Here is a 25,024-nt window from a genome sequence, read left to right on the forward strand (position 1 = left end):
TAGCGAAATGCCGAAAGTCGGAATGGAACCGCTGCGCCGCAAGGCGCTGATCAACGCGACGATCTCGGCGATCGGCGAGCGTGGCTCGCTCGACGTGACCATGTCTGAGATTGCCGGGCGCGCCGGCGTTTCATCGGCCCTTGCCCATCATTATTTCGGCGCCAAGGACGAGCTAATGCTGGCGACGATGCGCCATATCCTGGCCGAGCTGACCGCCGACACGTTGCGCGCCCTTGGTTCGGCCGGCACACCGCGCGAACGCGTCTCGGCGGTGGTCGCCGTCAACTTCTCCGACATTCAGTTTCAGCCGCAAACCATCGCCTCCTGGCTTGCCTTCTATGTCGAGGCACAGAAGTCATCAGCCTTGCGCCGGCTGCTCAGGGTCTACGCGCGGCGGCTCCATTCGAACCTGATGAGCGGTCTGACCGGGATCTTGCCCAGAGCCGAAGCCGACCGCGTCGCCGAAGCGACGGCGGCGATGATCGACGGGCTCTACATCAGGCGGGCGCTGAAGGACGGCTTGCCTGATGCTGCGACCGCCATTGCGCTGGTCGAAGACTATCTCGAAACCAAACTTGGCGAGCGGCGCAAACAGTGACAACGAAGCGACCCAATTTCCTGATCGTCATGGTCGATCAGCTCAACGGGACCCTGTTTCCGGACGGCCCGGCAGAGTTTCTGCACGTACCGCACCTGAAAGCCTTGGCCGCACGTTCGGCGCGCTTTGCCAACAACTACACGGCGTCGCCGCTCTGCGCGCCGGGCCGTGCCTCGTTCATGAGCGGGCAATTACCGTCGCGCACTGGTGTCTATGACAATGCGGCTGAATTCGCCTCATCGATCCCGACCTTCGCCCATCATCTTCGCGCAGCCGGCTACTACACCTGCCTGTCGGGCAAGATGCATTTCGTCGGGCCGGATCAGCTACACGGTTTCGAGGAGCGGCTGACCACTGACATCTACCCGGCCGATTTCGGCTGGACGCCGGATTACCGCAAGCCCGGCGAGCGCATCGAATGGTGGTACCACAATCTTGGTTCGGTCACGGGCGCCGGCGTCGCCGAGACGACCAACCAGATGGAATATGACGACGAGGTCGTGTTCCTCGCCACGCAAAAGCTCTATCAGCTTGCGCGCGAACAGGACGATGCGAACCACCGGCCCTGGTGTCTCACCGTCTCGCTGTCGCACCCGCACGATCCATACGTCGCGCGCAAGCAGTATTGGGATCTCTATGAGCATTGCCAGGCGCTGGACCCGGAAACCGGGTTCATCGCGGATGACGAGCAGGATGCGCATTCCCGGCGGCTGTACCACGCCAGCGACTATCCCTCATTCGAGATCACGCCGGAACAGGTGCGGCGTTCGCGGCGCGGCTATTTCGCCAATATCTCCTATGTCGACGACAAGCTCGGCGAGCTCCTGGACGTCCTTGAGCGCACGCGCATGCTCGACGACACAATCATCCTGTTCTGCTCGGACCATGGCGACATGCTCGGCGAGCGGGGCCTGTGGTTCAAGATGAGCTTCTTCGAGGGCTCGGCACGGGTGCCGCTGATGATTGCCGGCAAGGGCGTTCCGGCCGGGTTGATCGAGGCGCCGGTTTCCAATCTTGACGTGACACCGACGCTTTGCGACCTCGCCGGCATCGACATCGCCGCGATCGCGCCGTGGACCGACGGCCAGTCGCTGCTGCCGCTCGCCAATGGCGGGCAGCGCACCGCACCTGTCTTGATGGAGTATGCCGCCGAAGGTTCTTCCGCGCCACTCGTTGCAATCCGCGACGGCAGATACAAATTCGTCCATTGCGAGCTCGATCCGCCTCAACTGTTCGATCTCGAAGCCGATCCGCTCGAGCGAAACAACCTGGCCGACGATCCCGTCCACGCCGGCCTGGTGGTGGCGTTCATGGACAAGATCCGGGCGCGCTGGGACATGGCCGGCTTCGACGCCGCCGTGCGCGAAAGCCAGGCGCGTCGCTGGGTGGTCTATCCGGCGCTGCGCAACGGCGCTTATTACCCCTGGGATTTCCAGCCCCTGCAGAAGGCTTCGGAGCGGTTCATGCGAAACCACATGAACCTCGACAATCTCGAAGAGAGCAAAAGGTATCCGCGGGGCGAATGATGACAACAGCGCTCGTCCCCTCCCTCGATCACCTTAGACAGGCCTATGCCGTTACCTCCCAGGCGACGCAGATCACGCCGCTGCTGGAATCCGCGGCACTGGCCAGAGAAACCGGTGCCGCTCGTGTTTTCATCAAGCCGGAATCGCTGCAATGGGCAGGCTCGTTCAAGGTGCGTGGCGCCTACTGGCGTCTGAAGCAGCTTTCGCCCGATGAAGCCAAGGAAGGCGTCGTCGCCTACTCCTCCGGCAACTTCGCGCAAGGGCTGGCTGCTGCCGGCCAGGCGCTTGGCATTCCCGTCACCATCGTCATGCCAATCGACGCACCAGCCGCCAAGCGCGACGCAACGGCGGGCTATGGCGCCCGCGTCGTGCTGACCGACCACGGCGAGCGCGCGCGAGAAGAGGTTGCCGCCGCCAAGGCGCGCGAGATCGCCGAGACCGAAGGTCTGGCCCTGCTGCATCCGTTCGACGATCCGGAGATTGTCGCCGGCCAGGCGGGTGCCGGCCTCGAAGCGCTCGACCAGCTTGAGGCCAAGGGTGCCAGCGCCGACGTCTTGTTCTGCTCGGTCGGTGGCGGCGGGTTGATCGGTGGCGTTTCGCTCGCCTTCCACTATCTGTCGCCCGCCACTGAAATCATCGGCGTCGAGCCGGAAGGTTTCAATGGCATGGGCGCGTCGCTGGCGCATGGCAGCATCGAGACCATGCCGATCGGGCCGAAGTCGATCTGCGATGGGCTGATGTCGCGACGGCCGGGCGACGCGCCGTTCGCGGCGGTCAAGACAGCCGGCGTTCGCGGCATCACCGTCGATGATCAATCGGTGCGGCGCGCCATGCGGATCGCCTTCGAGCGCATGAAGCTGGTGCTCGAACCATCGGGCGCGGCATCGCTGGCGGCACTGCTCGGCGGCAAGGTCGATGTGAAGGACAAGACCGTCCTTGTTGTGGCTACCGGCGGCAATGTCTCGCTCGCCGATTTTATGGCGCATATGAACCATGCTTGAAGCGGATTTTGTTATCATCGGCTCCGGTTCGGCCGGCTCGGCCATGGCCTATCGGCTGTCCGAGGACGGCAAGCATTCGGTCATCGTCATCGAGTTCGGCGGCAGTGATATCGGGCCGCTGATCCAGATGCCGTCGGCGCTGTCGATCCCGCTCAACATGAGCCTCTACGACTGGGGCTTTGCCAGCGAGCCGGAGCCGCATCTCGGCGGCCGCGTGCTGGCAACGCCACGCGGCAAGGTGATCGGCGGCTCGTCCTCGATCAACGGCATGGTCTATGTGCGCGGCCATGCGCGCGACTTCGACCATTGGGCCGAAGAGGGTGCGGCCGGCTGGGGGTTTGCCGATGTGCTCCCCTATTTCAAGCGCATGGAGGACTCCGACGGCGGCGAGGATGGCTGGCGCGGTCACGGCGGGCCGCTGCACGTTCAGCGCGGTTCGCGCCGCAATCCGCTCTACGACGCCTTTGTCGAGGCCGGCCGCCAGGCCGGGTTCGAACTGACCGACGACTACAACGGTTCCAAGCAAGAAGGTTTTGGGCCGATGGAGCAAACCATCAGCGGCGGCCGCCGCTGGTCGGCGGCATCGGCCTATCTGAAGCCGGCGCTCGGGCGCAAAAATGTGAGTCTCGTCAAGGGCTTTGCGCGGCGGGTGATCATCGAGAATCAACGCGCCATCGGTGTCGAGATCGAAGCTCACAAACAGGTTCAGGTCGTTAAGGCGCGACGCGAGGTGATCGTCGCCGCATCGTCGATCAACTCACCCAAGATCCTGATGCTTTCGGGCATCGGCCCGGCCGAGCATTTGCGCGAGAACGGCATTCCAGTGCTGGCCGACCGGCCTGGCGTCGGCCGCAATTTGCAGGACCACATGGAGCTTTATATCCAGCAGCAATCCTTGCTGCCGATCACGCTTAATTCGGTGCTCAACCCGTTCTCCAAGGCGCGCATCGGCGCGCAATGGCTGTTTTTCAAGACCGGGCTTGGCGCAACCAACCATTTCGAGGCGGCCGCCTTCGTGCGCTCGCGCGCCGGCGTCGACTACCCCGATATTCAGTACCACTTCATTCCGGCCGCGGTCCGCTATGACGGCAAGGCAGCGGCCAAATCGCACGGCTTCCAGGCGCATGTCGGGCCGATGCGGTCGAAGTCGCGCGGCTCGGTGACGCTGCGTTCGCCGGACCCGAAATCGAAGCCGGTGATCCGCTTCAATTACATGTCGCATCCCGACGACTGGACGGAGTTCCGCCACTGCATCCGGCTGACGCGCGAAATCTTCGGCCAGTCGGCTTTCGATCCCTATCGTGGCCAGGAAATCTCGCCGGGCAGCCAGGTGCAATCGGACGATGATCTCGACGTCTTCATTCGCGACCACGCCGAGAGCGCTTATCATCCCTGCGGCACCTGCAAGATGGGCCGCGCCGACGACATGATGAGCGTGGTCGATCCGGAGTGCCGGGTCATCGGTGTCGACGGCTTGCGGGTCGCCGATTCCTCGATCTTCCCGCGTGTCACCAATGGTAACCTCAACGCGCCGTCGATCATGACCGGCGAGAAGGCTTCCGACCACATCCTTGGCCGCACGCCGCTGGCGCCGTCCAACCAGGAACCATGGATCAATCCGCGCTGGCAGGCGTCGGACAGATAGAGCATGATCCAACCGACAGATCGAGCTGCCTCGATAGCATGAGCCACCCATTGGGGGGCGCAGACCATTTGGAGACCTCCCATGCGCGCCCAGCCCACGGCATCGCACTATGTCAACGGACGCTACATCGAGGACGAAGGCGGCGCGCCGCTGCCGGTCATCTATCCGGCGACCGGTGAGACCATCGCCATGCTGCGCTCGGCGACGCCGAACGTGCTGGAACTCGCCGTCGAGGCAGCGCGGGCAGCGCAGCCCGCCTGGGCGCGGCTGAAGCCGGTGGAGCGCGGGCGCATCCTGCGCCGCGCGTCCGATATCCTGCGCGCCCGCAACGCCGACCTCGCCCGCATCGAGACCCTGGACACCGGCAAGGCAATCCAGGAGACGCTGGTGGCGGACGCCCCGTCGGCGGCCGACTGCCTCGAATATTTCGGCGGTGCGGTTGCCGCCTACAATGGCGAGTCGGTCGATCTCGGCGGGCCCTTCGCCTACACAAGGCGCGAGGCGCTGGGTGTCTGCGTCGGCATCGGCGCCTGGAACTACCCGATCCAGATCGCCGGCTGGAAATCGGCACCTGCGCTCGCCATGGGCAACGCGATGGTGTTCAAGCCGTCGGAAAACACCCCGCTGTCGGCACTGGCGCTGGCCGAGATCTACAGCGAGGCCGGCCTGCCCGACGGTTTGTTCAACGTCGTGCAGGGCTATGGCGATGTCGGCGCCGGGCTCGTCGGCCACGATGTCGTCGCCAAGGTTTCGGTGACCGGCTCGGTGCCGACCGGCCGCAAGGTGCTGTCGCTCGCCGGCTCGAAGATGAAGCACGCGACGATGGAGCTCGGCGGCAAGTCACCGCTGATCGTCTTCGACGATGCCGATATCGAGAATGCCATTGGCGGCGCCATGCTCGGCAATTTCTATTCGACCGGGCAGATCTGCTCCAACGGTACGCGGGTTTTCGTGCAAAGCGGCATCCACGACCGCTTCGTCGAACGCCTTGTCGAGCGGACGAAGAAAATCCGCATCGGCGACCCACTCGATCCCGAAACCCAGATGGGGCCGCTGGTCTCCAAGGCGCAGCACGACAAGGTGGTCGGCTATATCGAAATCGGCAAGCAGGACGGCGCGACACTCGCTTGCGGCGGCAACGTGCCTTCTTTGCAGGGTTTCCAGGGCGGCTTCTTCGTCGAGCCGACCGTGTTCACCGGCGTCACCGACACGATGCGCATCGCCCGCGAGGAGATATTCGGGCCGGTGATGAGCGTGCTGAAATTCGACGGCGAGGACGAAGTGGTCGACCGCGCCAACGACACCGAATTCGGCCTCGCCGCCGGTGTCTTCACCCGCGACCTGCCGCGCGCCCACCGCGTCATTGCCGAGCTGCAGGCCGGCACCTGCTGGATCAACGCCTACAATCTGACACCCGTGGAAATCCCGTTCGGCGGCTTCAAGCAGTCCGGCATCGGACGCGAGAACTCGCTGGCGGCACTGGCGCTCTATTCGCAGCTGAAGTCGATCTATGTCGAGACCGGCGACGTGGCGAGCCCGTATTGAGCCGATCTACGCGGGTTTTTCAGCTGTGCTGTCCAGATACTGCGTCAGCACACAGACCAGATGATAGAAGATAGCGGCCACACTCGTCGATGCGGTCGATCCACCGGCCGAGCGGCGCCGGGTCTATGTGCCAGCGGAACAGGCGACCAACGCGTGCCTCGATTTCCGGCTTGAGGTCGGCGCCACCCGAACCGTCTAGCGCGGCCGTGACCATTGCGACGGATCCGCGCGCCGGCAGCCCCAGCCCGACATCAGCGCCCGCTTGAACGACAGCAAGTTGGAGCGGAGGTCATGCCCGGTGACGATATCGGGTCCTGCGCCGGGACGGCGAATCAGCGTGCCAAGCCCCATGCCGAGTGGCCGGGCCCGATCAGATTGAGCTCCGGTGGTAGCGTGGAGCGGGATGGCCGAACCACCAGCGCGCAACGTATTCGCGAAAGCCGGGCGCCTTGATCAGCGCTTCGGTCTCGAATTCGAAACTGTTGGGCCAGGCGTCGCCAACGATCCTGAAGGGCAAGACCGGAAATTCCAAGAGGCGGAAAAGTACTGATATCGGGGCCCGCGGCTTAGGACGCAAGGCTTTAAGCCACGTTTATCGCGGACCGAAATCCGAGCTTTGCGGAAATGCCCGACGAAAGAGATGAAATGCGACAGAAGTGCTGCCATTGCCGCTTGCAGGAACGAGGTGTGGCGGTTATAAGCCCGCGGTCTGGTCACGGAGTGTAGCGCAGCCTGGTAGCGCACCTCGTTCGGGACGAGGGGGTCGCAGGTTCAAATCCTGCCACTCCGACCAGAAAAAACAGATACTTAGGTATTTGTTTCTCCCGATACCCCACAGCGCGAGACCTGCCGGCGCTCTGAGTTCTGCCGGCCTGGCGACGTGTGCCACCCGATCGGGGTCGTGCTTCGCCAACGAAGGCTGTGAAGGTGCGCCGGTCCAGAGTGTCGGGGGCGTTGAGGCGTCAGCTAGAAGCGATAACGAACCCCAACAGTATTCGCGTTGGAACCCTCTCCCATATTTCCAAACGTACCACCGGCGCCGGATCTGTGGTGGAGTTGATAGACAAGCTCGACATTGGGAGCTTGCCTTAACCTGAAGGAAAGCTCCGCGCCGATGAAACCAAGCAAAGACGCGTCGCCATCGTAATAGATTTCGCGTTCGCGTTCGATCTCGGTGGTGCCCGTGACCGCACTCAAACCGGCCGTCACTGCGGGCGCAATCGCCAGATCGCCGATGACAAGGCCCTGGTGACGAACCCTAACCCCGGCCCAAACTTCTCCTGACGTGTCGTCGTCCTCGCCAAATCTTACGGCAGCCCCGGTCACACCGCCAAGAACGAAACCAGCGCCCATATCGACGAAGTCGCGGCCGTAGGCAGCGCCGATTATGTAGTTATTCGTATAGTCGGCGCCGAATACGTTGATTGTGTTCCCAAATGATCCGGCCGCAAAAACGCCGCCAAAAAAATACACGTCGTTCTTCGCCGGTTGACCGACGGTGAAAGGATCTTCGGTAGCAATATAGATGAAGGGAGAATTGTCGGCGAGAGCGGAAGTGATGGAACAGGTCAGGACCAGTGCAGCCACAGCCGCTCGCACCCCGCGCATTCGCAAGCTCCGAATCAATCCTCAGTCGATCATCTTTCTTCCGGTATTTCACGGGAAGAAGCAAGTTCCCTGATCCAGGAATTGGATGGAGCTCTACCCATTGTTTGGGCAAGCCTTTCTTTCCGAAATGCAGGTCAGCTCACCAAATCGGATTCCCCTTTTGCCAGCGCCACCTAAGGGATCTGGTCAGATGAAAAACGCGCATCTTGCTCCGACGCAGGGCTTTAGCCCGTCGGACCAGCCTCATGGCAAAACCCCAGTTGAACTCCAGGCCGTACTCTTCCGGCCCCAGCAAAAGTCCCGCCGGGCCCTTGACCGCCAGAAATGAGTTCCCAAGTGGGTTACCAACCCGCTGGTCCGGGCCCCTCTGGTGAGAGCCTCGGCACTCTTACGATGTCGGACCGATTTTCTGACAGCCGTGCTGACAGGGGATTGCCCTTGAGTTTCTCATTCTTGTTCATCGAATGGCTCGGGACACCGCTCTGGATGTGGTCGAGCTTTTTTGTCCTCGTTATCGCTATTCTGTCATTCGACCTTGGAATTCTTCACAGGCAGGACAAGGAAATTGGCGTCCGCGAAAGCGTGATGCTTTCTGCCCTCTATGTCGCGCTCGGGCTCGCCTTCGGTGGCTGGGTATGGTGGTATCTCGGCGCCGACGCCGGCCTCGCCTATCTGACAGGCTTCGTCGTCGAAAAGACGCTGGCGCTCGACAACATCTTCGTAATTGCCCTGATATTCTCATTCTTTGCTGTGCCGCGCATCTACCAACACCGGGTGCTCTTCTGGGGCGTCCTCGGCGTCATGGTGCTGCGTGCCATTATGATCGGTGTCGGCGCGATGCTGGTCGCCGAGTTCGCTTGGGTTCTTTATATCTTCGCCGCGTTCCTGATCATCACCGGCATCAAGATGCTGATCGTCAAGGAGGCAGAACCCGACCTGTCCAAGAACGTCCTCTTCCGCTTCATGCGCAATCGCTTTAGGGTCACCGAAGAGCACCACGGACAGCGGTTTTTCGTCAAAAAGACAAATCCCGGAACAGGCCAGGCGAGTTGGTTCATCACCCCGCTCTTCATGGCCCTGGTGATGGTCGAGGTGGCCGACGTCATCTTCGCCGTGGATTCCGTCCCTGCCATTTTCGCGATCACGACAGACCCATTCATCGTCTACACCTCGAACGTCTTTGCGATCCTCGGCCTTCGCGCCCTCTATTTCGCGCTTGCGGCGATGATCCACCGCTTCCGTTATCTGAAGCCCGCGCTCGCTATCGTCCTGGTCTTCATCGGCTCGAAGATCTTCGTCGCCGATCTCCTTGGCCTTGAAAAGTTCCCGGCCGCCTTCTCGCTCGGCATTACGTTTGCGATCATCGCCGCCGGCGTGGTCTGGAGTCTTCTCAAGACCAGGGATCAGCAGCGGCGGTCCGCGTGAACGGGGGAGTCGACCCTGTCCGTCGGTCGACGCAACGACGAGGAGGTACAGACCGGCGCCGTTCTTGCTCCGGATGCGGCTGACCGCCATGACCCCTCCAGGAGGTCAAAGGACGGCAAGGTCGTGGACTGGTTGGAACATGTCAGCGACGCCGACGACGGCCCTTGGCCTCCTTCACTCGAAAGGAACCAAAATGCTCGGTCGCGGATGGAAAAGAGAGTTCGCTCACCAGGATTACTACCCGGCGAGCGAACCCTATCGGCTGCAGGAAGGGACGTAGCTGCGCCGATGTGCAAATCTTCATGGGTCATCTCCTGGACGATCAGCCAAGGGCTAGTCCAATAGCCATCAAGGTGATGGCCATCGCGAAGACTGGTGCGAGCAACCAGCGCGCCTGGCCAACGCTCTTCTCCATCGGTTTCCTCCCACAACTTGCAGCGGACAACGACCGCAAACAGCGGCCGTTCCGGGCTACGCCCTTGGTAAGACCATTGCCTTTTGCGATCAGACTTAAGTCCCCTGCTCCGCCCGACCGAAGCCCAGCCCCGGGAACGTTTGCACCTGCCCCAAGTTCGAGTGATTGGCGCAGACGATGTTGTGCTGCGTCGGTTTGCAAAGGAGGAATTCATGAAAATGCATCTTACCACCGCGGCGGCGGCGCTTCTGTTGCTTGCAGGTATCGGAGCAGCCGCAGCCGAGGACATCATCCTCCAGCCCGAGCAGGAAACAGTCATCCGTGAATATGTGAAGAAGCAGCCCCTCGCTTCGGTGAAACTTCCCGGTGTGGAACTCAATGTTGGAACAGCGCTGCCCGAAACGGTCGAGCTTCACGAAGTCCCCAACGTCAAATACCGCTACACAGTGATCGACAACCGAACAGTTGTCGTGGATCCGGGTACCCACAAGATCATCAAGATCATCGACTGAACCAGCCGCTGTCGGCTGAAGCCCGCCGCCCTTTGGGGCCACGGGCTTCGCAGCAAAACGGATGCAGATCGCTATGAACTGTGAGACTGAAATATCCCAAGCGCTGGGGGTGCGCGTGGCTGACCTCAAGGCCAAGATGCAAGAGGCCCGCATCACCAAGGGCGAAATGAAGACCTTCCAGAAAGTCGCGGCCATGATGGAGGACCGCGAGGGGCGAATTCAGGGCGACGACCTGATCGCCGCGTCTTTCGTCTCCGATCTGAACAGCCAAAAACCCGAGTAGCCATGGCGACAATCAGCAGACTTTTTGATTCGCCTGCCGAAGCTGCCCGGGTCGCAGGCGACCTTATGGGAGCTGGAATTCCTCGGGTGGAGATCGCCATCATTGGACCTTACCGGGACGAAGCGGGATTTCTATGGGCGCTCGCTCTGGGATCAATCGCTGGCGCTGGCGCTGGCGGGTTGGCCTGGTTGAGCGGCATTGCCGTTCACGCCATCAATCCTCTTGCCGCGGGCCTATCGGCGACAGCGATGGCAGGCGCTGTCTTTGGCGGCCTTGCCGGCGGCCTGCTCGGCACATTTACCACGAGTTCCGCAAAGACGAATGATGCGAGCATCGCTGAGGGCATCATTTTGGTGACGGCGCATGTCGATGAAAACGAGATCGATGCCGCTCAGGCGGTGCTCGGGGACGAATCGGCGAAGTTCGTTGCCGAAGCAGCGTGAGAGTTCGCAGGGAAGTTGAACGAATGGCCCGACAATTTGGAGGGCGGGCACGGTGCGGCGGCTGGCTTACCGCTATCAGCTGCCGAAGTTTGCACGTCGACCAGGCGATCCGAACGAAGCCGCTGAACATCCCTTTCCAGGTCGGAGACAACCAAAATGCGAAAGCGCGCCGCGGCGAAACTTTGACGAAAATGGCCGTCAGCGCTAGGTACTTCGATGCGGTATGACGGGCTCTATGTAACGGCAAGCCGGATGCGACATGAATTCGAATTCAACCACAGCCTCGCCACCGGCCCTGACGATTGCGCTGTTTCTTGTCGTCGGCTGTTCATCGATCGGCAGAACCGCCGATCCGGCGAAATACGACTCGATGTCATGCACCGAGCTCAACAGCGCGTTGGGAGGCATCGCCCGCGACATCTCGCGAACCGCAATTACCCGCGGCAAAGTCGCGAACACCAACGTTCCGCGCTGGCTGCCGGGCGGCTCGCGTGTAAAAGCCGCGGTCGCCGACCGTGAAACGGCCAGGATCGCCCGGCTGAAACAGCAGCAAGACGCCCTAGTCGCGGTTCGGGCAAACAAGTGCCCGAGGTCAACGGACTGAGTGAACAGCCGTGTCTGGTGTTTTGCGCCTTTTGGTGGCTACGGTCTCAGGCGCTCAACCGAAACCGTGTGACGTCGATGGCCGCGGCCATCAGCGTCTGGGTGTAGACGTGCTGCGGGTTGCTGAAAATCGCCTCGGTCGGCCCTTCCTCGACGATCTTGCCCTGTTTCATGACGATGATGTAGTCGGCCATGGCGCGCACGACTGACAGATCGTGGCTGATGAAGAGGTAGGACAGCTCGTGGTCGGCCTGCAGCTTGCGCAGCAGTTCGACGATCTGTTTCTGCACCGAGCGGTCGAGTGCCGAGGTTGGTTCGTCCAGAACCACCAGCTTGGGCTTCAGGATCATGGCCCGGGCAATGGCGATGCGCTGCCGCTGGCCGCCGGAGAATTCGTGCGGGTAGCGGTTGCGGGCATTGGGATCGAGGCCGACCTCGCGCAAGGCCTCGACCGCGCGCTGGTCGCGTTGCTTGCCCGAAAGGTTCGGCTCATGCACCAGAAGCCCTTCGGTGACGACCTGGCCGACGGTCATGCGCGGCGATAGTGAACCGAACGGATCCTGGAAGACGAGCTGCATTTGGCGCCGCAGCGGCCGCATCGCCTGTCGGTCGGCAGTGGAAATGTCGCGATCGCCGAAACGGATGATGCCGTCGCTCGGTAATAGTCGCAGCAAGGCGCGGCCGAGCGTCGATTTGCCCGAGCCGGATTCACCGACGATGCCGATGGTCTGGTTGCGCTGCAGCCGGATCGAGATGTGATCGACCGCACGTAGCATCAGCGGCTCGCCAGCAAGAAACCCGCCGCCGATCCTGAACGTCACTTCGACATTCCTGCCTTCGAGCAGCACCGGGGCGTTGGCGGGCGGCGGCGCCTTGTGGCCGGTCGGCTCGGCTGCCAGCAGCATTTTCGTATAGGCATGCTGCGGGTTGACGAAGATGGCTTCAGCCTCCCCCTCCTCCACAACTTCGCCCTGGCGCATGACATAGACACGGTCGGCAAAGCGACGGACGATGCCAAGATCGTGGGTGATGAAGACGATCGCCATGCCGAGCTTGCGCTGCAATTCGGCCAAGAGCATCAGGATTTGCGCCTGGATGGTTACGTCGAGCGCCGTCGTCGGCTCGTCGGCGATCAGGATGTCGGGATCGTTGGCGAGCGCCATGGCAATCATCACGCGCTGGCGCTGGCCGCCAGACATTTCGTGCGGATAGGACTTCATCCGCCGCTCGGGATCGGGAATATGCACTAGCCGCAGCAGCTTGAGCGCCTCTTCGCGCGCCTCGGCGACATTCAAGCCGCGATGCCGGCGGATCGGCTCGATCAGCTGATTGCCGATCGAATAGAGAGGATCGAGCGACGTCATCGGCTCCTGAAAGATCATGCTGATCTTCCGGCCACGGACCTTGTTGAGCTCGGATTTGCTCAGAGCCAGAAGGTTGCGGCCGCGATAGTCGACGCTGCCTGTCGCTTCGCCATTCGATGCCAGCAGGCTCATCGCCGCCATCATCGTCTGGCTCTTGCCGGAGCCGGACTCACCGACGACGGCAACGGTTTCGCCCGCGTTGACATGTATGTTGATGCCCTTGACCGCCTCGACCGCGCCGTCGAGCGTGCGGAAGCGGACGCGCAGGTCCTTGACGCTGAGGATCGTTTCGGAAGCAGCCATCTCAGTGATCCCCATCTCTATCGATCCACATCTTAGCGATCCCCATCTTAGCGATCCCTGGGGTCGAGCGCGTCGCGAAGGCCGTCGCCGACGAAGTTCAAGGCGAACAGCGTCGAGACGAGGAAGAAGGCGGGAAACAGGAGCAGCCAGTTGGCGGTGCCGATGTTCTTGGCGCCGACCGAGATCAGTACGCCCCAGCTGGTCATCGGCTCCTGCACACCGAGCCCCAGGAACGACAGGAAGCTCTCCAGGATGATGACCTGCGGCACCAGCAGCGTCATGTAGATCACGACGGGCCCGAGCAGGTTGGGGATGACGTGGCGCAGGAGGATGCCGCGCTGGCCGACACCCATGGCCTCCGCCGCCTGGACATATTCCTGCCGGCGGATCGACAGTGCCTGGCCGCGCACGATGCGCGCCATGTCGAGCCACAGCACTGCGCCGACCGCCAGGAACATCAGCACGAAATTGCGGCCGAAGAACACCACCAGCATGATGACGAAGAAGATGAAGGGCAAGGAATAGAGCACGTCGACGATGCGCATCATCACCTCGTCGACCTTGCCGCCGGCAAAGCCGGCAGCGGCGCCGTAGACCACGCCGATGACCACCGCCACGATGCCGGCGAGCAGGCCGATGGCCAGAGATATGCGCCCGGCCATCAGCGTGCGGGACAACAGATCGCGGCCGGTGTTGTCGGTACCGAACAGGAAGTATTGCTGCTTGATCGAGGCGCTCATCGTCACTTCGAGGCCGTCAGGCGACTTGCTTTCGATCTTGGTGCCGTCAAAGGCATCGGAGCGATCGAGATAGCGGATGTTGCGGTCGTCGATCGGCTTGGTCGACTTGACGGTAACGAAGACCTGGTTGCCCTCCTGCCGCCACTCCTTGAGGTCGACCCGCATGCGCTTGATCGCTTCGGTGAGCGCCGTCTCGATCGTGTCGGCCTTCGGATAGGCCGAAAGGCTTGGCGGCGTGCGCACATAATCACCATAGATGGTCGTGTATTGATGCGGCACGAGCGAGGGGCCGACCACGCTGACGACCGCGATCAAAGCAAGATAATAGAGGCTGAACATGGCGGCGCGATTGGCCTTGAGGCGCGCCCAGGCATCCCCCCAGAGCGAGCGGCCGATGACGGCGGGAGCCGTGGCTGCGATGTCAGTCATAGCGCACCCTCGGGTCGACGACCGCGTACATGACGTCGACGATAAGGTTGAAAACGATGGTGAAGATGGCGATCACCACCACCGTTCCCATCACCAGCGTATAATCGCGGTTAAGCGCGGCATCGACGAAATAGCGGCCGACACCGGGAATGGAGAAGATCGTCTCGACGATGACCGAACCGGTCAGCAGAGCCGCGGCCGCCGGGCCGGTGAAGGAGACGATCGGCAGGATGGCGCCACGTAGCGCGTGCTTGACCACCACCGACCAATCGGAGAGGCCGAGCGCGCGTGCCGTGCGGATGTGATGGGATCGCAGCGATTCGATCATCGAGCCACGCATCAGTCGGGCGACGATGGCGATCTGCGGCAGAGCGAGCGTCAGCACCGGGCCGACCTTGTTGATGAAAGCGCCATCGCCCCATCCACCGATCGGCAGCAGTTTCCAGGTCAGCCCGAACAGAAGCTGGATCACCGGCGCGATGACGAAGGTGGGAATCGTGCTGCCGGCGGTCGCCAGCGCGATCACCATGTAGTCGCCAAGCTTGTTCTGGTTGAGCGCGGCAATGGTGCCGAGCACGGAACCGAGCAGAAGCGCCAGGACGAGTGCCGACGCGCCGAGCTGGACCGAAATAGGCAGTCCCTTGGCGAAGAGTTCGGTGACGGTGAAATCCGGCATGTTGTAGCTCGGCCCGAAATTGCCGCGCAAAAGATTGCCGAGATAGTGGACAAATTGCAGCCAGAGCGGGTCGTTGAGACCGAACTGAGCTTCGAGATTGGCTCTGATCTCAGGGCTCAGCCCCCGCTCCTGGTTGAACGGGCCGCCTGGCGCGACGCGCATCAGGAAAAACGCCATTGTCACGATGACGAACAGCGTCGGAATGGCGGTCAGAAGCCGCCTTAATACATATCGCAGCATCGGTGCCCCGCTTGATCCAGAGCAGTATGCGTCCAACTGGACGATTATGCTCTAGCGTTCAAATCTTCGCACCGACATTGTCGAAAATCGATCCGGTTCCCGGGCCGATGCGATGGCAAACCAGCACCGCCGCGCATGAGTTGCGCGGCGGCCCAGCCAAGGGATCAGTCCTTGCTGATGAAGCGGGACGGATGGATGTCCATCACATTGTCGTCGAAACCATGCAGCTTCGAAGAAACGATGTCATGGTAGCTGTAGTAGAGAAGCGGGATCTCGCCGACATCATCGATGAGGATGCGCTCGGCCTCGGCGAGTTCCTTCATGCGCAGTTCGGGTTTGCCGCCGGCGGCGGCCGCCTTGTCCATCGCCGCTTCGTATTTCGGGCTGTTATAGTTCGAATAGTTGTTGCCGCTGGCCTTGCGCGAGATGCCGAGGAAGGTTTCCGGGTCCTTGTAATCTGCGATCCAGGCGGCACGCGCCACATCGTAGTCGCCCTTCTGCTCGAGGAACGAGTAGTGGGTCTTGGTGTCGGTGTTGAGCAGCGTGATCTCGACGCCAAGCGGCTTCAATTGTTCCTGGATGGCGACAGCGGTGTTCTTGTGGTTTTCCGAGGTGTTGTAGCGGATCTCCATCTTCAACGGATGCTCGGGTGTATAGCCGAGCTTCTCGAGGATCTTCTTGGCAGCGTCTTCGCGGTCGATCTGCGGCATGTCGGCATATTTGGCCAGTGCCGGCGTGTAGCCTTCGATGCCCGGAGGTACCATCGAATAGCCGGGCAGCATCGAGTTCTGCCAGACTTTTTCGGCGAGAAAGTCGCGATCGATCGCCATCGAGATGGCATTGCGCAGTTCGACATTATCCCACGGCGCCTTGTCGGTCTTGATCGCATAATAGTAGGTGCCGAGATATGGCCCGACGCGGACCTGGTCGCCGAATTTGGTCTTGAGGTCGGCGAGCTGTTCGGTCGGCAGGTCACCGTAACTGTCGAGTTCACCGGCCTCGAAGCGCTTCATCGCCGACGAGCGGTCCTCGGTCGGGATATAGTTGACCACGTCGACCTTGACGGTCGCCGCGTCCCAGAATTTCGGATTCTTGACCAGCTTCAGATGGTCGTTGGGAATCCACTCCGCCGCGGTATAAGCCCCGTTGGAGACAAGCTTGCCTGCCTTGATCCAGTCGGCGCCAAGCTTTTCGATGGACGCCTTGTTAACCGGATAGGTCGCCTGGTGGGTCAGCATCTCCAGGAAGTAAGGTGTCGGCGCCTTCAGCGTGACTTCGAGGGTATTCGCGTCAAGCGCCTTGACGCCCATGTCCTCCGGCTTGCCCTTCTTGGTGTTGACTTCCTCGGCGTTCTTCACGGGATAGAGCATGGAAGCGTATTCGGCAGCGGTGGCTGGATCTTCCAGCCGACGGAACGAATAAACGAAGTCGTCGGCCGTCACCGGGCTGCCGTCCGACCAGAGGCCGTTCTTGCGCAGCTTGAAGGTGTAGACTGTGCCGTCGTCGGACACCGTCCAGCTTTCGGCGGCGCCCGGAATGAGGTTCGTCTTCTGGTCGTGCATGACGAGGCCCTGGAACAGGTCGCGTATGATATCGGCTTCATAGACCGTCGACGTCTTGTGCGGATCGAGCGTCTCCGCTTCGGCGGCGGATCCGCGGTTGTAGACGGTCTCGGCGAAAGCGGGCGTGTAGAACGTGCCGGCTGCCACCGCCATGGTCGTGGCGAACACAGTCGCCCTCAGCATGTTTTTCAGCATGAAGTTCTCCCTGTCGGCGCTGCCCGTCGGCGCGCCTTTACGTGTTGACGCCCCGGAGCCGATATCTGACTCCTTCGAGCGCGCCACCGGTTCCCTCCGATGGCTGGTGGCAGGAGACTAGACAGGAGGTAAGCTCTTTTCAACTGAGTACTGATTGACCCTAAGTCAACAATGAGAAGAAAGAAGCCATCGCTAAATTAGAACATGCCTTCAATCGCTCACACCGCCAGGTTGCACCTGAGGTTTCCGCTTTTTGCATGCGAACTTTGGCATGTTCAGCGACATGGTTCGCCGTCTCATTCTCATGGCCAGAAGCCGCCGATTCCGGATAAGTAATTCGGGAACTTCGGCGGTTGAGTTCGCCCTGCTCTCACCGATCTTCATCCTCATCCTGCTTGGAATGGTTGCGTACGGCATATATTTCGGTGCGGCCAACTCGATCCAGCAAATCGCGGCGGACGCCGCACGGACAGCCATTGCTGGGATGAACCAGACCGAACGGCAAACGCTCGTGGCCAGCTTCGTCACCAACAATGCCGGTGGATATCCGTTCGTGGATGCGAACAAGCTAACCTATCAGGCCAATGACAGCACAGCCGACGGCAGCCAGTTCGTGGTTTCCATCCACTACGATGCACGCAACCTGCCGATATGGAATCTCTTCCCTGGCATCGCGATGCCAGGGACCACGATCACGCGCCAGTCAACCATACGGGTCGGAGGTATCTGAGTGTTGCCGCATGCGCGCAAGGAGATCGGCCGGCTGGCGCGGTTGATACTGAGTGACAGAAAGGCGAATTTTGCCGTGATGACCGCGCTCATGGCGCCGGTCGGGCTTGCTCTGGCTGCCGTCGCCATCGACGAAGCCTCGATCTACACCGAGCGTCGCGAAGCACAGGCAATGGTGGACTTGGCCGCGATCACCGCCGCCTCGAACATCACAAAGATCGACACCGCAGTTGTGACCACGCTGACCGACAACGGCATGCCGGGGGTTGTCGTTCAAGGCTCCGGACAGACGATCGCACCGGCCGTCGGCAAAACCGTCGTTTCGGTCACACCGGGACGATACGCGGCATCCGGTGCTAACGTAAGCCAGCGCTTCCAGGCCAACTTGACACCCTACAATGCCGTCCGCGTAACCCTGAAGAAGATCCCGGCCCGCTATTTCGCGAGTTCGCTGATCCCCACTCCGGTCATCGGCACCGAGGCGACGGCCAGCATGACACCGCTGGCAACGTTCTCGGTAGGGTCGAGGCTGGCCAGCGTCGATGGCGGCATCCTCAACGCGCTTCTGAGCGGACTTCTCGGCGGCAACATTTCGCTCAGCGTCATGGACTACAACGGGTTGATCTCGGCCGATGTCAGCGTCCTCTCCTTCATCAGTGCCCTTGCCACGCAAGCGAACGTGACCGGCGGTACCTATTCGGATGTGCTGGCCTCCAAGGCGACCGTCGGCCAGATCGCTACCGCCATGGCCAATGTGCCTGGAGTTGGCAATACGGCCAAGGTCGCCCTGCAGACGATCGCGTCCAAGTCGACCAGCACGGTCAAGATCCCGCTCAGCAGCCTTGTCGACCTCGGCTCCGTGGGCAGCGTGGGGTTGGGACAAACCCCGACAGGCCTAGGGGTCGATGCAAGCGCCATGGGAATGCTGACTGCCGCCGCAGTGCTGGCTAACGGCACCAACCAGGCTCAGGTCAATCTCGGAGCCACGGTACCGGGGCTTCTTTCCACCAAGCTTACCATTGCGATCGGCGAGCCGGCACAATTTTCGCCATGGCTCGCGGTCGGAGGAATCGGGACCACGGTGCGCACGGCCCAGACGCGTATCAAGCTGGTGGCCAGCGTCGGGGTCGGCACACCTGGTCTCGGCGGCGGCGTCAGTCTGCTGGCCGTGAACCTGCCGCTCAATGTGGAAGTCGCCTATGCCGAAGCGAAACTGACCGACATCACTTGTCCGACGGGGCCGTCCAGCATCAAGGTTTCCATCGCGGCGCACCCAGGCATTGCCGCGCTGCACCTGGCCAACAGCAACACTTCAGGCTTTGGCGACTTCAGCCAACCGCAGACATTCACCGACGCGGAAATCGCGGATGCGAACCTCAAGCTGCTGCTGACCAACATTCCGCTGATACAGATGATGGGCTCCGCCGCCACAGCGATCACCAACAACAACCCGACAACACTGACCTTCGATGCGACCGACATCGCCAACAAGACGATCAAGACCGTTTCGACGCGCAACATTACACAATCGCTCACCACGTCTCTGGTCAGCAACCTGTCGCTTTCGGTCAATGCGCTTGGCCTGGGGATCGACCTGACAGCCCTGACCGGAGCGGTCAAGCCGGCGGTGGTGACGGCGCTGAACGGTGTAACAGCGCCCGTCGACGACTTGCTCTACAATGTGCTCTCAGCGCTGGGTGTCGGCGTCGGCGAGGCCGATGTGAGGGTTACAGGCGCGACCTGCGGACGCTCGGTACTCGTCCAGTAAGGACGGACGTCAATCGAGGCGGCCAAGAAAATATCCGAGCGCAGGCAACTGGAGCCCGGTCTCCTCGACGGCAGCTGCATCGCCGGCAAGCTTTGCGACCGCTCCGATATCAGGCGGCAAGGGCCAATTCGCCGGCTCCCCAGTGAAATTGAAGACACAGATCAGTCTCTCGCCGCCGCCTTCGCGGATGAAGGCGAGCACGTCACCCTCAGCGTCAATGAAGCGGATCGAGCCTGTTACCAGCGCCTCATGCTCCCTGCGCAACGCCAGGGCGGCCCGATAGGACGTGAGCACCGATGTGGCGTCTGCATTCTGCACGTCGACCGCTCGGGCGCGATGGCTGGCCGGTATGGGCAGCCACGGCTTGGCCGTCGAGAAGCCCGCATTGTCGGCGCCGGCCTCCCAGACCATCGGCGTGCGACATCCATCCCTGCCCTTGATGCCCGGCCAGAAGCGGATGCCGACGGGATCGCGCAGATCCTCATAAGCAAGCTCCGCCTCCTCCAGGCCGAGTTCCTCGCCCTGGTAGAGGCAGATCGAGCCGCGCAGGCACGACAGCAGCATGATCGAGAATCTTGCGACCGCGTCGGGATCGCTGCCCGGCCTTGTCCAGCGGCTGACATGGCGCACCACGTCATGGTTGGAGAACGCCCAGCAGACCCAGCCATCGGAAACGGCCGCCTCGAAGGCTTCGACGCAGCCACGCACATGCGCCGCCGAGAACTGCGGCCCCAGCAGGTCGAAAGTGTAGCACATATGCAGCTTGTCGCCGCCTGAGGTGTAGGCGGCGAGCGTCTGCAGGGAGCGGCCCTCGTCGCCGATCTCGCCGACGGCGGCGCGGTCGTCATATTCGTCGAGCAGCGCCCTGAAGCGCCTGAGGAACGCCAGGTTTTCCGGCTGCGTCTTGTCGAACAGGTGCTCCTGGTAGAGGTAGGTGTTGGTCTCGCTGTTGGTGCCGGCGACGCTCGACGCCAGGGGCGGATTGCTGCGCAGCCAGCGGTCATGGACATAGTAGTTGACCGTATCCAACCGGAAGCCGTCGACGTCGCGCTCCAGCCAGAACCGCACCGTTTCCAGAAGCGCATCCTGAACCTCCGGATTGTGGAAATTCAGGTCCGGCTGCGAGGCGAGGAAATTGTGCATGTAATATTGCCGGCGGGTCGAATCCCATTCCCAGGCCGGGCCACCGAAAACAGAGAGCCAGTTGTTGGGCGCGCCGCCATCAGGCTTGGCGTCGGCCCAGACATACCAGTCGGCCTTGGGATTATCGCGGCTGGCGCGGCTTTCGACGAACCAGTCGTGTTTGTCGGATGAATGCGACAGCACCTGGTCGATGACGATCTTCAGGCCGAGACGATGCGCCTCGGCAACCAGCGCATCGAAATCCTCAAGCGTGCCGAACATCGGATCGACATCGCAGTAGTTCGACACGTCGTAGCCCATATCGGCCATCGGCGACTTGAAGAAGGGCGACAGCCAGACAGCATCGACACCAAGCGAGGCGGCATGAGCGAGCCTCGACGTAATGCCTGCGAGATCGCCGCTGCCGTCGCCGGTCGTGTCCTGGAACGAGCGCGGATAGATCTGGTAGATGACGCAGCCGCGCCACCATCCGGCCTTGTCAGCTGACGCCATTGCGCTTCTCCCTTGTGCCGGCCTGCGCTTGTTCGATCATGAAGATCACCGTCCGCCCCGATACCGGCCGCGAGATGTCAGCTGCCTCGACGGCGGCGGTCCAGAAAAACCCTTCACGCTCAGGCAGGGTGACCATGCAGGCCCGACGATCGCCGTTGATGATGACGGCAAGGCGACCCTCGCCATCGATGGCGCCACCCAGGATCATGACAAGACGGTGCCGCTGCGGATCCTGCCAGCTCTGTTCATTGAGCGGCACGCCTGTCTCGGTCAGCCAGGCGACGTCCGGCATCTCCGAGCCTGCCGGCGACCGGCCAGTGAGGAAGCCTGTATCGGAAAGCACTGATGTCGCGCGGCGCAACGTCGAGAGCAGCGCCGTGTAGCGCTCAAGAGCCTGGTCGCGGCCGGCCCAGTCGAGCCAGGTGATCTCGTTATCCTGCGCATAGGCGTTGTTGTTGCCCCGCTGGGTGCGGCCGAATTCGTCGCCCGCCGTCAGCATGATGGTGCCGCGCGAGGCAAACAGCGTGGCGAGCAGCGCGCGCTGGTCGTTCAGGCGAGCTGCTGCCACGGCGGGGTCGTCCACATCCCCTTCGACGCCGTTGTTCCAGGACAGGTTCTCGTTGTGGCCGTCGCGATTCTGCTCGCCATTGGCCTCGTTGTGCTTGCGCTCGTAGCGTACGATGTCGGCGAGCGTCATGCCGTCATGGGCGGCGATGAAATTGACCGTGCGGCTGACGTTTTGTCCCTTCGCGGCAAACACATCGGACGAACCGGCCAGCCGGGTCGCCAGCGCGCCGACCATGCCGGCGTCGCCGCGCCAGAAGCGCCTGACATCGTCGCGGTACTTGTCGTTCCATTCAAGGAAGGAAGGCGGAAAATTGCCGAGCTGGTAGCCATCCGGGCCGATATCCCAGGGCTCGGCGATCAATACGCGATCGGCCAGGAGCGCATCTTCGCGCATCGCCTTCAGCAGCGGCGCCTCGGCATCGAATGTTCCTTCGATACGGCCCAGAATGGGCGCCAGGTCGAAGCGGAAACCATCGACGCCGGCAACCCGGGCAAAATGGCGAAGCGTGTCGAGGACCATTTCCCTGACGACCGGATGATCGCAAGCGACGGTGTTGCCGGTGCCGGTGTCGTTGGTCAGCCTGCCGTCAGATGTGTGCCGGTAATAGCCCTGGTTGTCGAAGCCGCGCAGCGACAGCGTGGGCCCGAGCCTGTCGCTCTCGCCGGTATGATTGAAGACGAGATCGAGGATGACGCCGATGCCGGCCCGGCGCAGCACGGCGACGGTGTTTCGCAATTCCATGATGCCGCCCGGCGCCAGGCGTGGATCGAGCGCCATGAACGTGACGGGATTGTAGCCCCAGGCGTTGCGCAGCCCGAGCGACGGCAAATGCCGCTCATCGATCGATGCCGTCACCGGCATCAGTTCGACCGCGCCAACGCCGAGTTTTTTTAGGTGCTCGAATATCGCGGGGTGAGCCAACGCCGCGACCGTACCGCGCAATTTTTCCGGAACGTCTGGGTGCAGCATTGTGAAGGCGCGCACCGGCACTTCGTAGATCAGATCACCGGGCTGAAAGAGCGGCGGCGCAGCCTGCACCGGCTTCGGCAAGGCAACCGCAATCGCCTTCGGCATCAGCGGCGCGGTATAGGCGCCCTCGCCGCGACGCTGGGCCAGCCGCCAGTCATAGGCGTAAGACCTGTCGATCTCGACGGCGTAAGGGTCGGTCAGGAGCTTGGCGGGGTCGAACCACAGCCCGCGCTCCGGCGCGTAGTCGCCATCGGCGCGAAAACCGTAGCGGGTGCCGGGGCCAAGACCCGCAACAAACAGCGCATGGACGCCCTCGCCTTCCGGCCGCAGCTCGAGCCGTTCGAGTTCCCGGTTGCCCTGCTCGTTGAAGATCGAGACCCAGAGCCGTCTGGCGGCCTGCGACCAGGCGGCAAAGCGGATGCCGTCGCGGGTGACGGTAGCGCCGAGCTGGCTCACCAGCGCGTCCTCCACCCTCCCCCTTGTGGGGAGGGTCGCGAACGAAGTGAGCGGGGTGGGGGGCGGCGCAGGAAAAGCGCTTTATGAGCACCCCCATCTCGCTCCGCAACGCGGATCGACCCTCCCCACAAGGGGGAGGGTGAAGCCACCGCCACCCTCAAGTGATCACGCTCGGCTTGTTGCGACCGGTGTGACTCTTGATCCCGGCAATATCATCGGCCGCGGCAATCAGATCGGCAAGTGCGGCCTGCGTGTCGAGATCGTGTCTCGACTTGTCCGGCTCATAGCGCTCGATATAAACGCGCAACGTCGCGCCCGACGTGCCGGTGCCGGACAACCGGAAGACGACGCGCGAACCGCCTTCGAACATAACCCTGATGCCCTGATGCTCGCTGGTCGAACCATCGACCGGATCGTGATAGGCAAAATCGTCGGCACTGGCGACTGTCATGCCTCGCACGCTGGTGCCCGGCAACGCGCCGAGCCTGGCGCGGAGTTCGTCGACCAGCGCGTTGGCACGGTCGCTCTCGACCTCTTCATAGTCATGCCGCGAATAGTAATTGCGGCCGTAGGTTGCCCAGTGCTCGGTGACGATCTGCTTGCAGCTTTCGCCGCGCGCGGCAAGGATGTTGAGCCACAGCAGCACCGCCCACAGACCGTCCTTCTCGCGGACATGGTTGGAGCCGGTGCCGGCACTTTCCTCGCCGCAGATGGTCGCCATGTCGGCGTCGAGCAGATTGCCGAAGAACTTCCAGCCGGTCGGCGTTTCATAGATGCCGATGCCGAGTTTTTCGGCGACGCGATCGGCAGCGCCACTGGTCGGCATCGAGCGGGCGATGCCTTTCAAACCAGCCTTGTAGCCAGGCGCCAGGCGGGCGTTGGCAGCGAGCATGGCGACGGAATCCGACGGGGTGACGAAAATGCCCTTGCCGATGATCAGATTGCGGTCGCCGTCGCCGTCCGAGGCGGCGCCGAAATCCGGTGCGTCCGGCCCCATCATCTCGTCATAGAGGTGTTTGGCATGGACGAGGTTCGGGTCCGGGTGATGGCCGCCGAAATCCGGCAACGGCTTGAAGTTGCGGCAGGTGCCGTTGGGCGCACCCAGCCGGTTTTCCAGGATTTCCTTGGCATAGGGACCGGTCACGGCATGCATGGCGTCGAAGCGCATGCGGAAGCCGGACTTGAACAGTTTGCGCAATGCGTCGAAATCGAACAGGCTTTCCATCAGCTCGGCATAGTCGGCGACCGGATCGATGATCTCGACCGTCATGCCGGCGACCTTGACCGTGCCTGTTGTGTCGATGTCGATCGGATCGATATCGGCGATCTTGAAGCTCGCGATTGCCTTGGTCTTGGCGAAGATCGCGTCGGTCAGCTTTTCCGGCGCCGGGCCGCCATTGCCGGCATTGTACTTGATGCCGAAATCCTCGTGCGGGCCGCCCGGATTGTGGCTGGCCGACAGGATGATGCCGCCAAACGTCTTGTATTTGCGGATGACATGCGAAGCGGCCGGCGTCGACAGGATGCCGCCCTGCCCGACCATCACCTTGCCGAAGCCGTTGGCGGCCGCCATGGCGATTGCCTTCTGGATGACCTCGCGGTTGTAGAAGCGGCCATCGCCGCCGATCACCAGGGTCTTGCCCTTGAAACCATCGAGCGCGTCGAAGATCGACTGGATGAAGTTCTCGGCATAGTGCTCCTGCTGGAACACCGGCACCTTCTTGCGCAGGCCCGACGTGCCGGGCTTCTGATCGGAATAGGGTTTGGTGGGGACGGTCCGTATCAT

The 25,024-nt window shown here is 62.2% G+C and carries 20 protein-coding genes, 1 tRNA gene and 2 pseudogenes; 13 read left to right on the top strand and 10 right to left on the bottom strand.

What is annotated here, in order from left to right:
• The first annotated feature begins 7 nt into the window (after positions 1 to 7).
• From betI to betB, 5 genes are all read left to right on the top strand, one after another.
• Positions 8 to 598, top strand: coding sequence for a choline-binding transcriptional repressor BetI (gene betI / locus NKI20_RS08820; RefSeq protein ID WP_352728070.1), 591 nt, complete (start codon positions 8 to 10; stop codon positions 596 to 598).
• Positions 595 to 2,124, top strand: coding sequence for a choline-sulfatase (betC, locus tag NKI20_RS08825; RefSeq protein ID WP_352829904.1), 1,530 nt, complete (start codon positions 595 to 597; stop codon positions 2,122 to 2,124). Before betI ends, betC begins: the two co-directional genes overlap by 4 nt.
• Positions 2,124 to 3,125: a threonine/serine dehydratase family protein gene (locus NKI20_RS08830; RefSeq protein WP_352829950.1), complete on the top strand. Its 1,002-nt coding sequence runs from the start codon at positions 2,124 to 2,126 to the stop codon at positions 3,123 to 3,125. The genes betC and NKI20_RS08830 overlap by 1 nt, the downstream gene beginning before the upstream one ends.
• The gene (betA, locus tag NKI20_RS08835; RefSeq protein WP_352829906.1) at positions 3,118 to 4,770 is read left to right on the top strand and encodes a choline dehydrogenase; all 1,653 of its coding nucleotides are present in this window, start codon (positions 3,118 to 3,120) and stop codon (positions 4,768 to 4,770) included. The genes NKI20_RS08830 and betA overlap by 8 nt, the downstream gene beginning before the upstream one ends.
• Before the next feature lie 81 nt (positions 4,771 to 4,851).
• Positions 4,852 to 6,315 carry a betaine-aldehyde dehydrogenase gene (gene betB / locus NKI20_RS08840; RefSeq protein ID WP_352829907.1) on the top strand — a complete coding sequence of 488 codons (1,464 nt, stop codon included), beginning with the start codon at positions 4,852 to 4,854 and terminating at the stop codon, positions 6,313 to 6,315.
• A 6-nt stretch (positions 6,316 to 6,321) separates the two neighbouring features.
• Here the strand turns inward: betB and NKI20_RS08845 are convergent.
• Both NKI20_RS08845 and NKI20_RS08850 read right to left on the bottom strand, forming a co-directional pair.
• Positions 6,322 to 6,517: pseudogene (locus tag NKI20_RS08845) on the bottom strand (hypothetical protein); the annotation flags it as partial.
• A gap of 7 nt (positions 6,518 to 6,524) precedes the next feature.
• Positions 6,525 to 6,832: pseudogene (locus tag NKI20_RS08850) on the bottom strand (phosphomannomutase/phosphoglucomutase); the annotation flags it as partial.
• A gap of 199 nt (positions 6,833 to 7,031) precedes the next feature.
• On the opposite strand from NKI20_RS08850, the gene NKI20_RS08855 reads away from it, so the two are divergent.
• A tRNA-Pro gene (locus NKI20_RS08855) sits at positions 7,032 to 7,108 on the top strand.
• A 173-nt stretch (positions 7,109 to 7,281) separates the two neighbouring features.
• On the opposite strand, the gene NKI20_RS08860 is transcribed toward NKI20_RS08855, so the two are convergent.
• The gene (locus NKI20_RS08860; RefSeq protein ID WP_352829908.1) at positions 7,282 to 7,902 is read right to left on the bottom strand and encodes a hypothetical protein; all 621 of its coding nucleotides are present in this window, start codon (positions 7,900 to 7,902) and stop codon (positions 7,282 to 7,284) included.
• A 459-nt stretch (positions 7,903 to 8,361) separates the two neighbouring features.
• Here NKI20_RS08860 and NKI20_RS08865 point away from each other — a divergent pair, with 459 nt between their 5' ends.
• The 5 genes from NKI20_RS08865 (at position 8,362) to NKI20_RS08885 (ending at position 11,605) form a co-directional block, all read left to right on the top strand.
• A complete protein-coding gene (locus tag NKI20_RS08865) occupies positions 8,362 to 9,348 on the top strand; it encodes a TerC family protein (protein WP_352728058.1) in 987 nt (328 codons plus the stop codon).
• A 627-nt stretch (positions 9,349 to 9,975) separates the two neighbouring features.
• A complete protein-coding gene (locus NKI20_RS08870; RefSeq protein WP_352728056.1) occupies positions 9,976 to 10,275 on the top strand; it encodes a DUF1236 domain-containing protein in 300 nt (99 codons plus the stop codon).
• 61 nt (positions 10,276 to 10,336) lie between these two features.
• A complete protein-coding gene (locus tag NKI20_RS08875; RefSeq protein WP_352829910.1) occupies positions 10,337 to 10,558 on the top strand; it encodes a hypothetical protein in 222 nt (73 codons plus the stop codon).
• Positions 10,559 to 10,644: 86 nt separating this feature from the next.
• Positions 10,645 to 11,001: a hypothetical protein gene (locus tag NKI20_RS08880; protein WP_352829911.1), complete on the top strand. Its 357-nt coding sequence runs from the start codon at positions 10,645 to 10,647 to the stop codon at positions 10,999 to 11,001.
• A 259-nt stretch (positions 11,002 to 11,260) separates the two neighbouring features.
• Positions 11,261 to 11,605 carry a hypothetical protein gene (locus NKI20_RS08885; protein ID WP_352829913.1) on the top strand — a complete coding sequence of 115 codons (345 nt, stop codon included), beginning with the start codon at positions 11,261 to 11,263 and terminating at the stop codon, positions 11,603 to 11,605.
• A 46-nt stretch (positions 11,606 to 11,651) separates the two neighbouring features.
• On the opposite strand, the gene NKI20_RS08890 is transcribed toward NKI20_RS08885, so the two are convergent.
• The 4 genes from NKI20_RS08890 to NKI20_RS08905 form a co-directional block, all read right to left on the bottom strand.
• A complete protein-coding gene (locus NKI20_RS08890) occupies positions 11,652 to 13,271 on the bottom strand; it encodes an ABC transporter ATP-binding protein (protein ID WP_352829915.1) in 1,620 nt (539 codons plus the stop codon).
• A gap of 47 nt (positions 13,272 to 13,318) precedes the next feature.
• Positions 13,319 to 14,440 carry an ABC transporter permease gene (locus NKI20_RS08895; RefSeq protein ID WP_352606659.1) on the bottom strand — a complete coding sequence of 374 codons (1,122 nt, stop codon included), beginning with the start codon at positions 14,438 to 14,440 and terminating at the stop codon, positions 13,319 to 13,321.
• Positions 14,433 to 15,356: an ABC transporter permease subunit gene (locus tag NKI20_RS08900; protein ID WP_352606657.1), complete on the bottom strand. Its 924-nt coding sequence runs from the start codon at positions 15,354 to 15,356 to the stop codon at positions 14,433 to 14,435. The genes NKI20_RS08895 and NKI20_RS08900 overlap by 8 nt, the downstream gene beginning before the upstream one ends.
• 164 nt (positions 15,357 to 15,520) lie before the next feature.
• On the bottom strand, positions 15,521 to 17,113 hold the full coding sequence (locus NKI20_RS08905) for a peptide ABC transporter substrate-binding protein (RefSeq protein ID WP_352829918.1): 1,593 nt from the start codon (positions 17,111 to 17,113) through the stop codon (positions 15,521 to 15,523).
• 283 nt (positions 17,114 to 17,396) lie between these two features.
• Between NKI20_RS08905 and NKI20_RS08910 the strand changes: the two genes are divergently transcribed.
• Together NKI20_RS08910 and NKI20_RS08915 are read left to right on the top strand one after the other, a co-directional pair.
• Entirely contained in the window at positions 17,397 to 17,843 is a 447-nt protein-coding gene (locus NKI20_RS08910; protein ID WP_352829952.1) for a TadE/TadG family type IV pilus assembly protein, read from the top strand.
• Positions 17,844 to 19,610: a Tad domain-containing protein gene (locus NKI20_RS08915; RefSeq protein WP_352829920.1), complete on the top strand. Its 1,767-nt coding sequence runs from the start codon at positions 17,844 to 17,846 to the stop codon at positions 19,608 to 19,610.
• A gap of 9 nt (positions 19,611 to 19,619) precedes the next feature.
• Here NKI20_RS08915 and bglA read toward each other — a convergent pair whose 3' ends face one another.
• From bglA to NKI20_RS08930, 3 genes are all read right to left on the bottom strand, one after another.
• Positions 19,620 to 21,245 (bottom strand): beta-galactosidase BglA, encoded by a 1,626-nt coding sequence (gene bglA, locus NKI20_RS08920; RefSeq protein WP_352829922.1) that lies wholly within the window; start codon positions 21,243 to 21,245, stop codon positions 19,620 to 19,622.
• Positions 21,232 to 23,238, bottom strand: a complete 2,007-nt coding sequence (gene glgX, locus NKI20_RS08925; protein WP_352829924.1) for a glycogen debranching protein GlgX — start codon at positions 23,236 to 23,238, stop codon at positions 21,232 to 21,234. Before glgX ends, bglA begins: the two co-directional genes overlap by 14 nt.
• Before the next feature lie 157 nt (positions 23,239 to 23,395).
• On the bottom strand, positions 23,396 to 25,024 hold the full coding sequence (locus NKI20_RS08930; RefSeq protein ID WP_352728043.1) for an alpha-D-glucose phosphate-specific phosphoglucomutase: 1,629 nt from the start codon (positions 25,022 to 25,024) through the stop codon (positions 23,396 to 23,398).

Origin of the sequence: Mesorhizobium sp. M0830 (assembly GCF_040319965.1) — a bacterium.
Classification (GTDB): Bacteria; Pseudomonadota; Alphaproteobacteria; order Rhizobiales; family Rhizobiaceae; genus Mesorhizobium.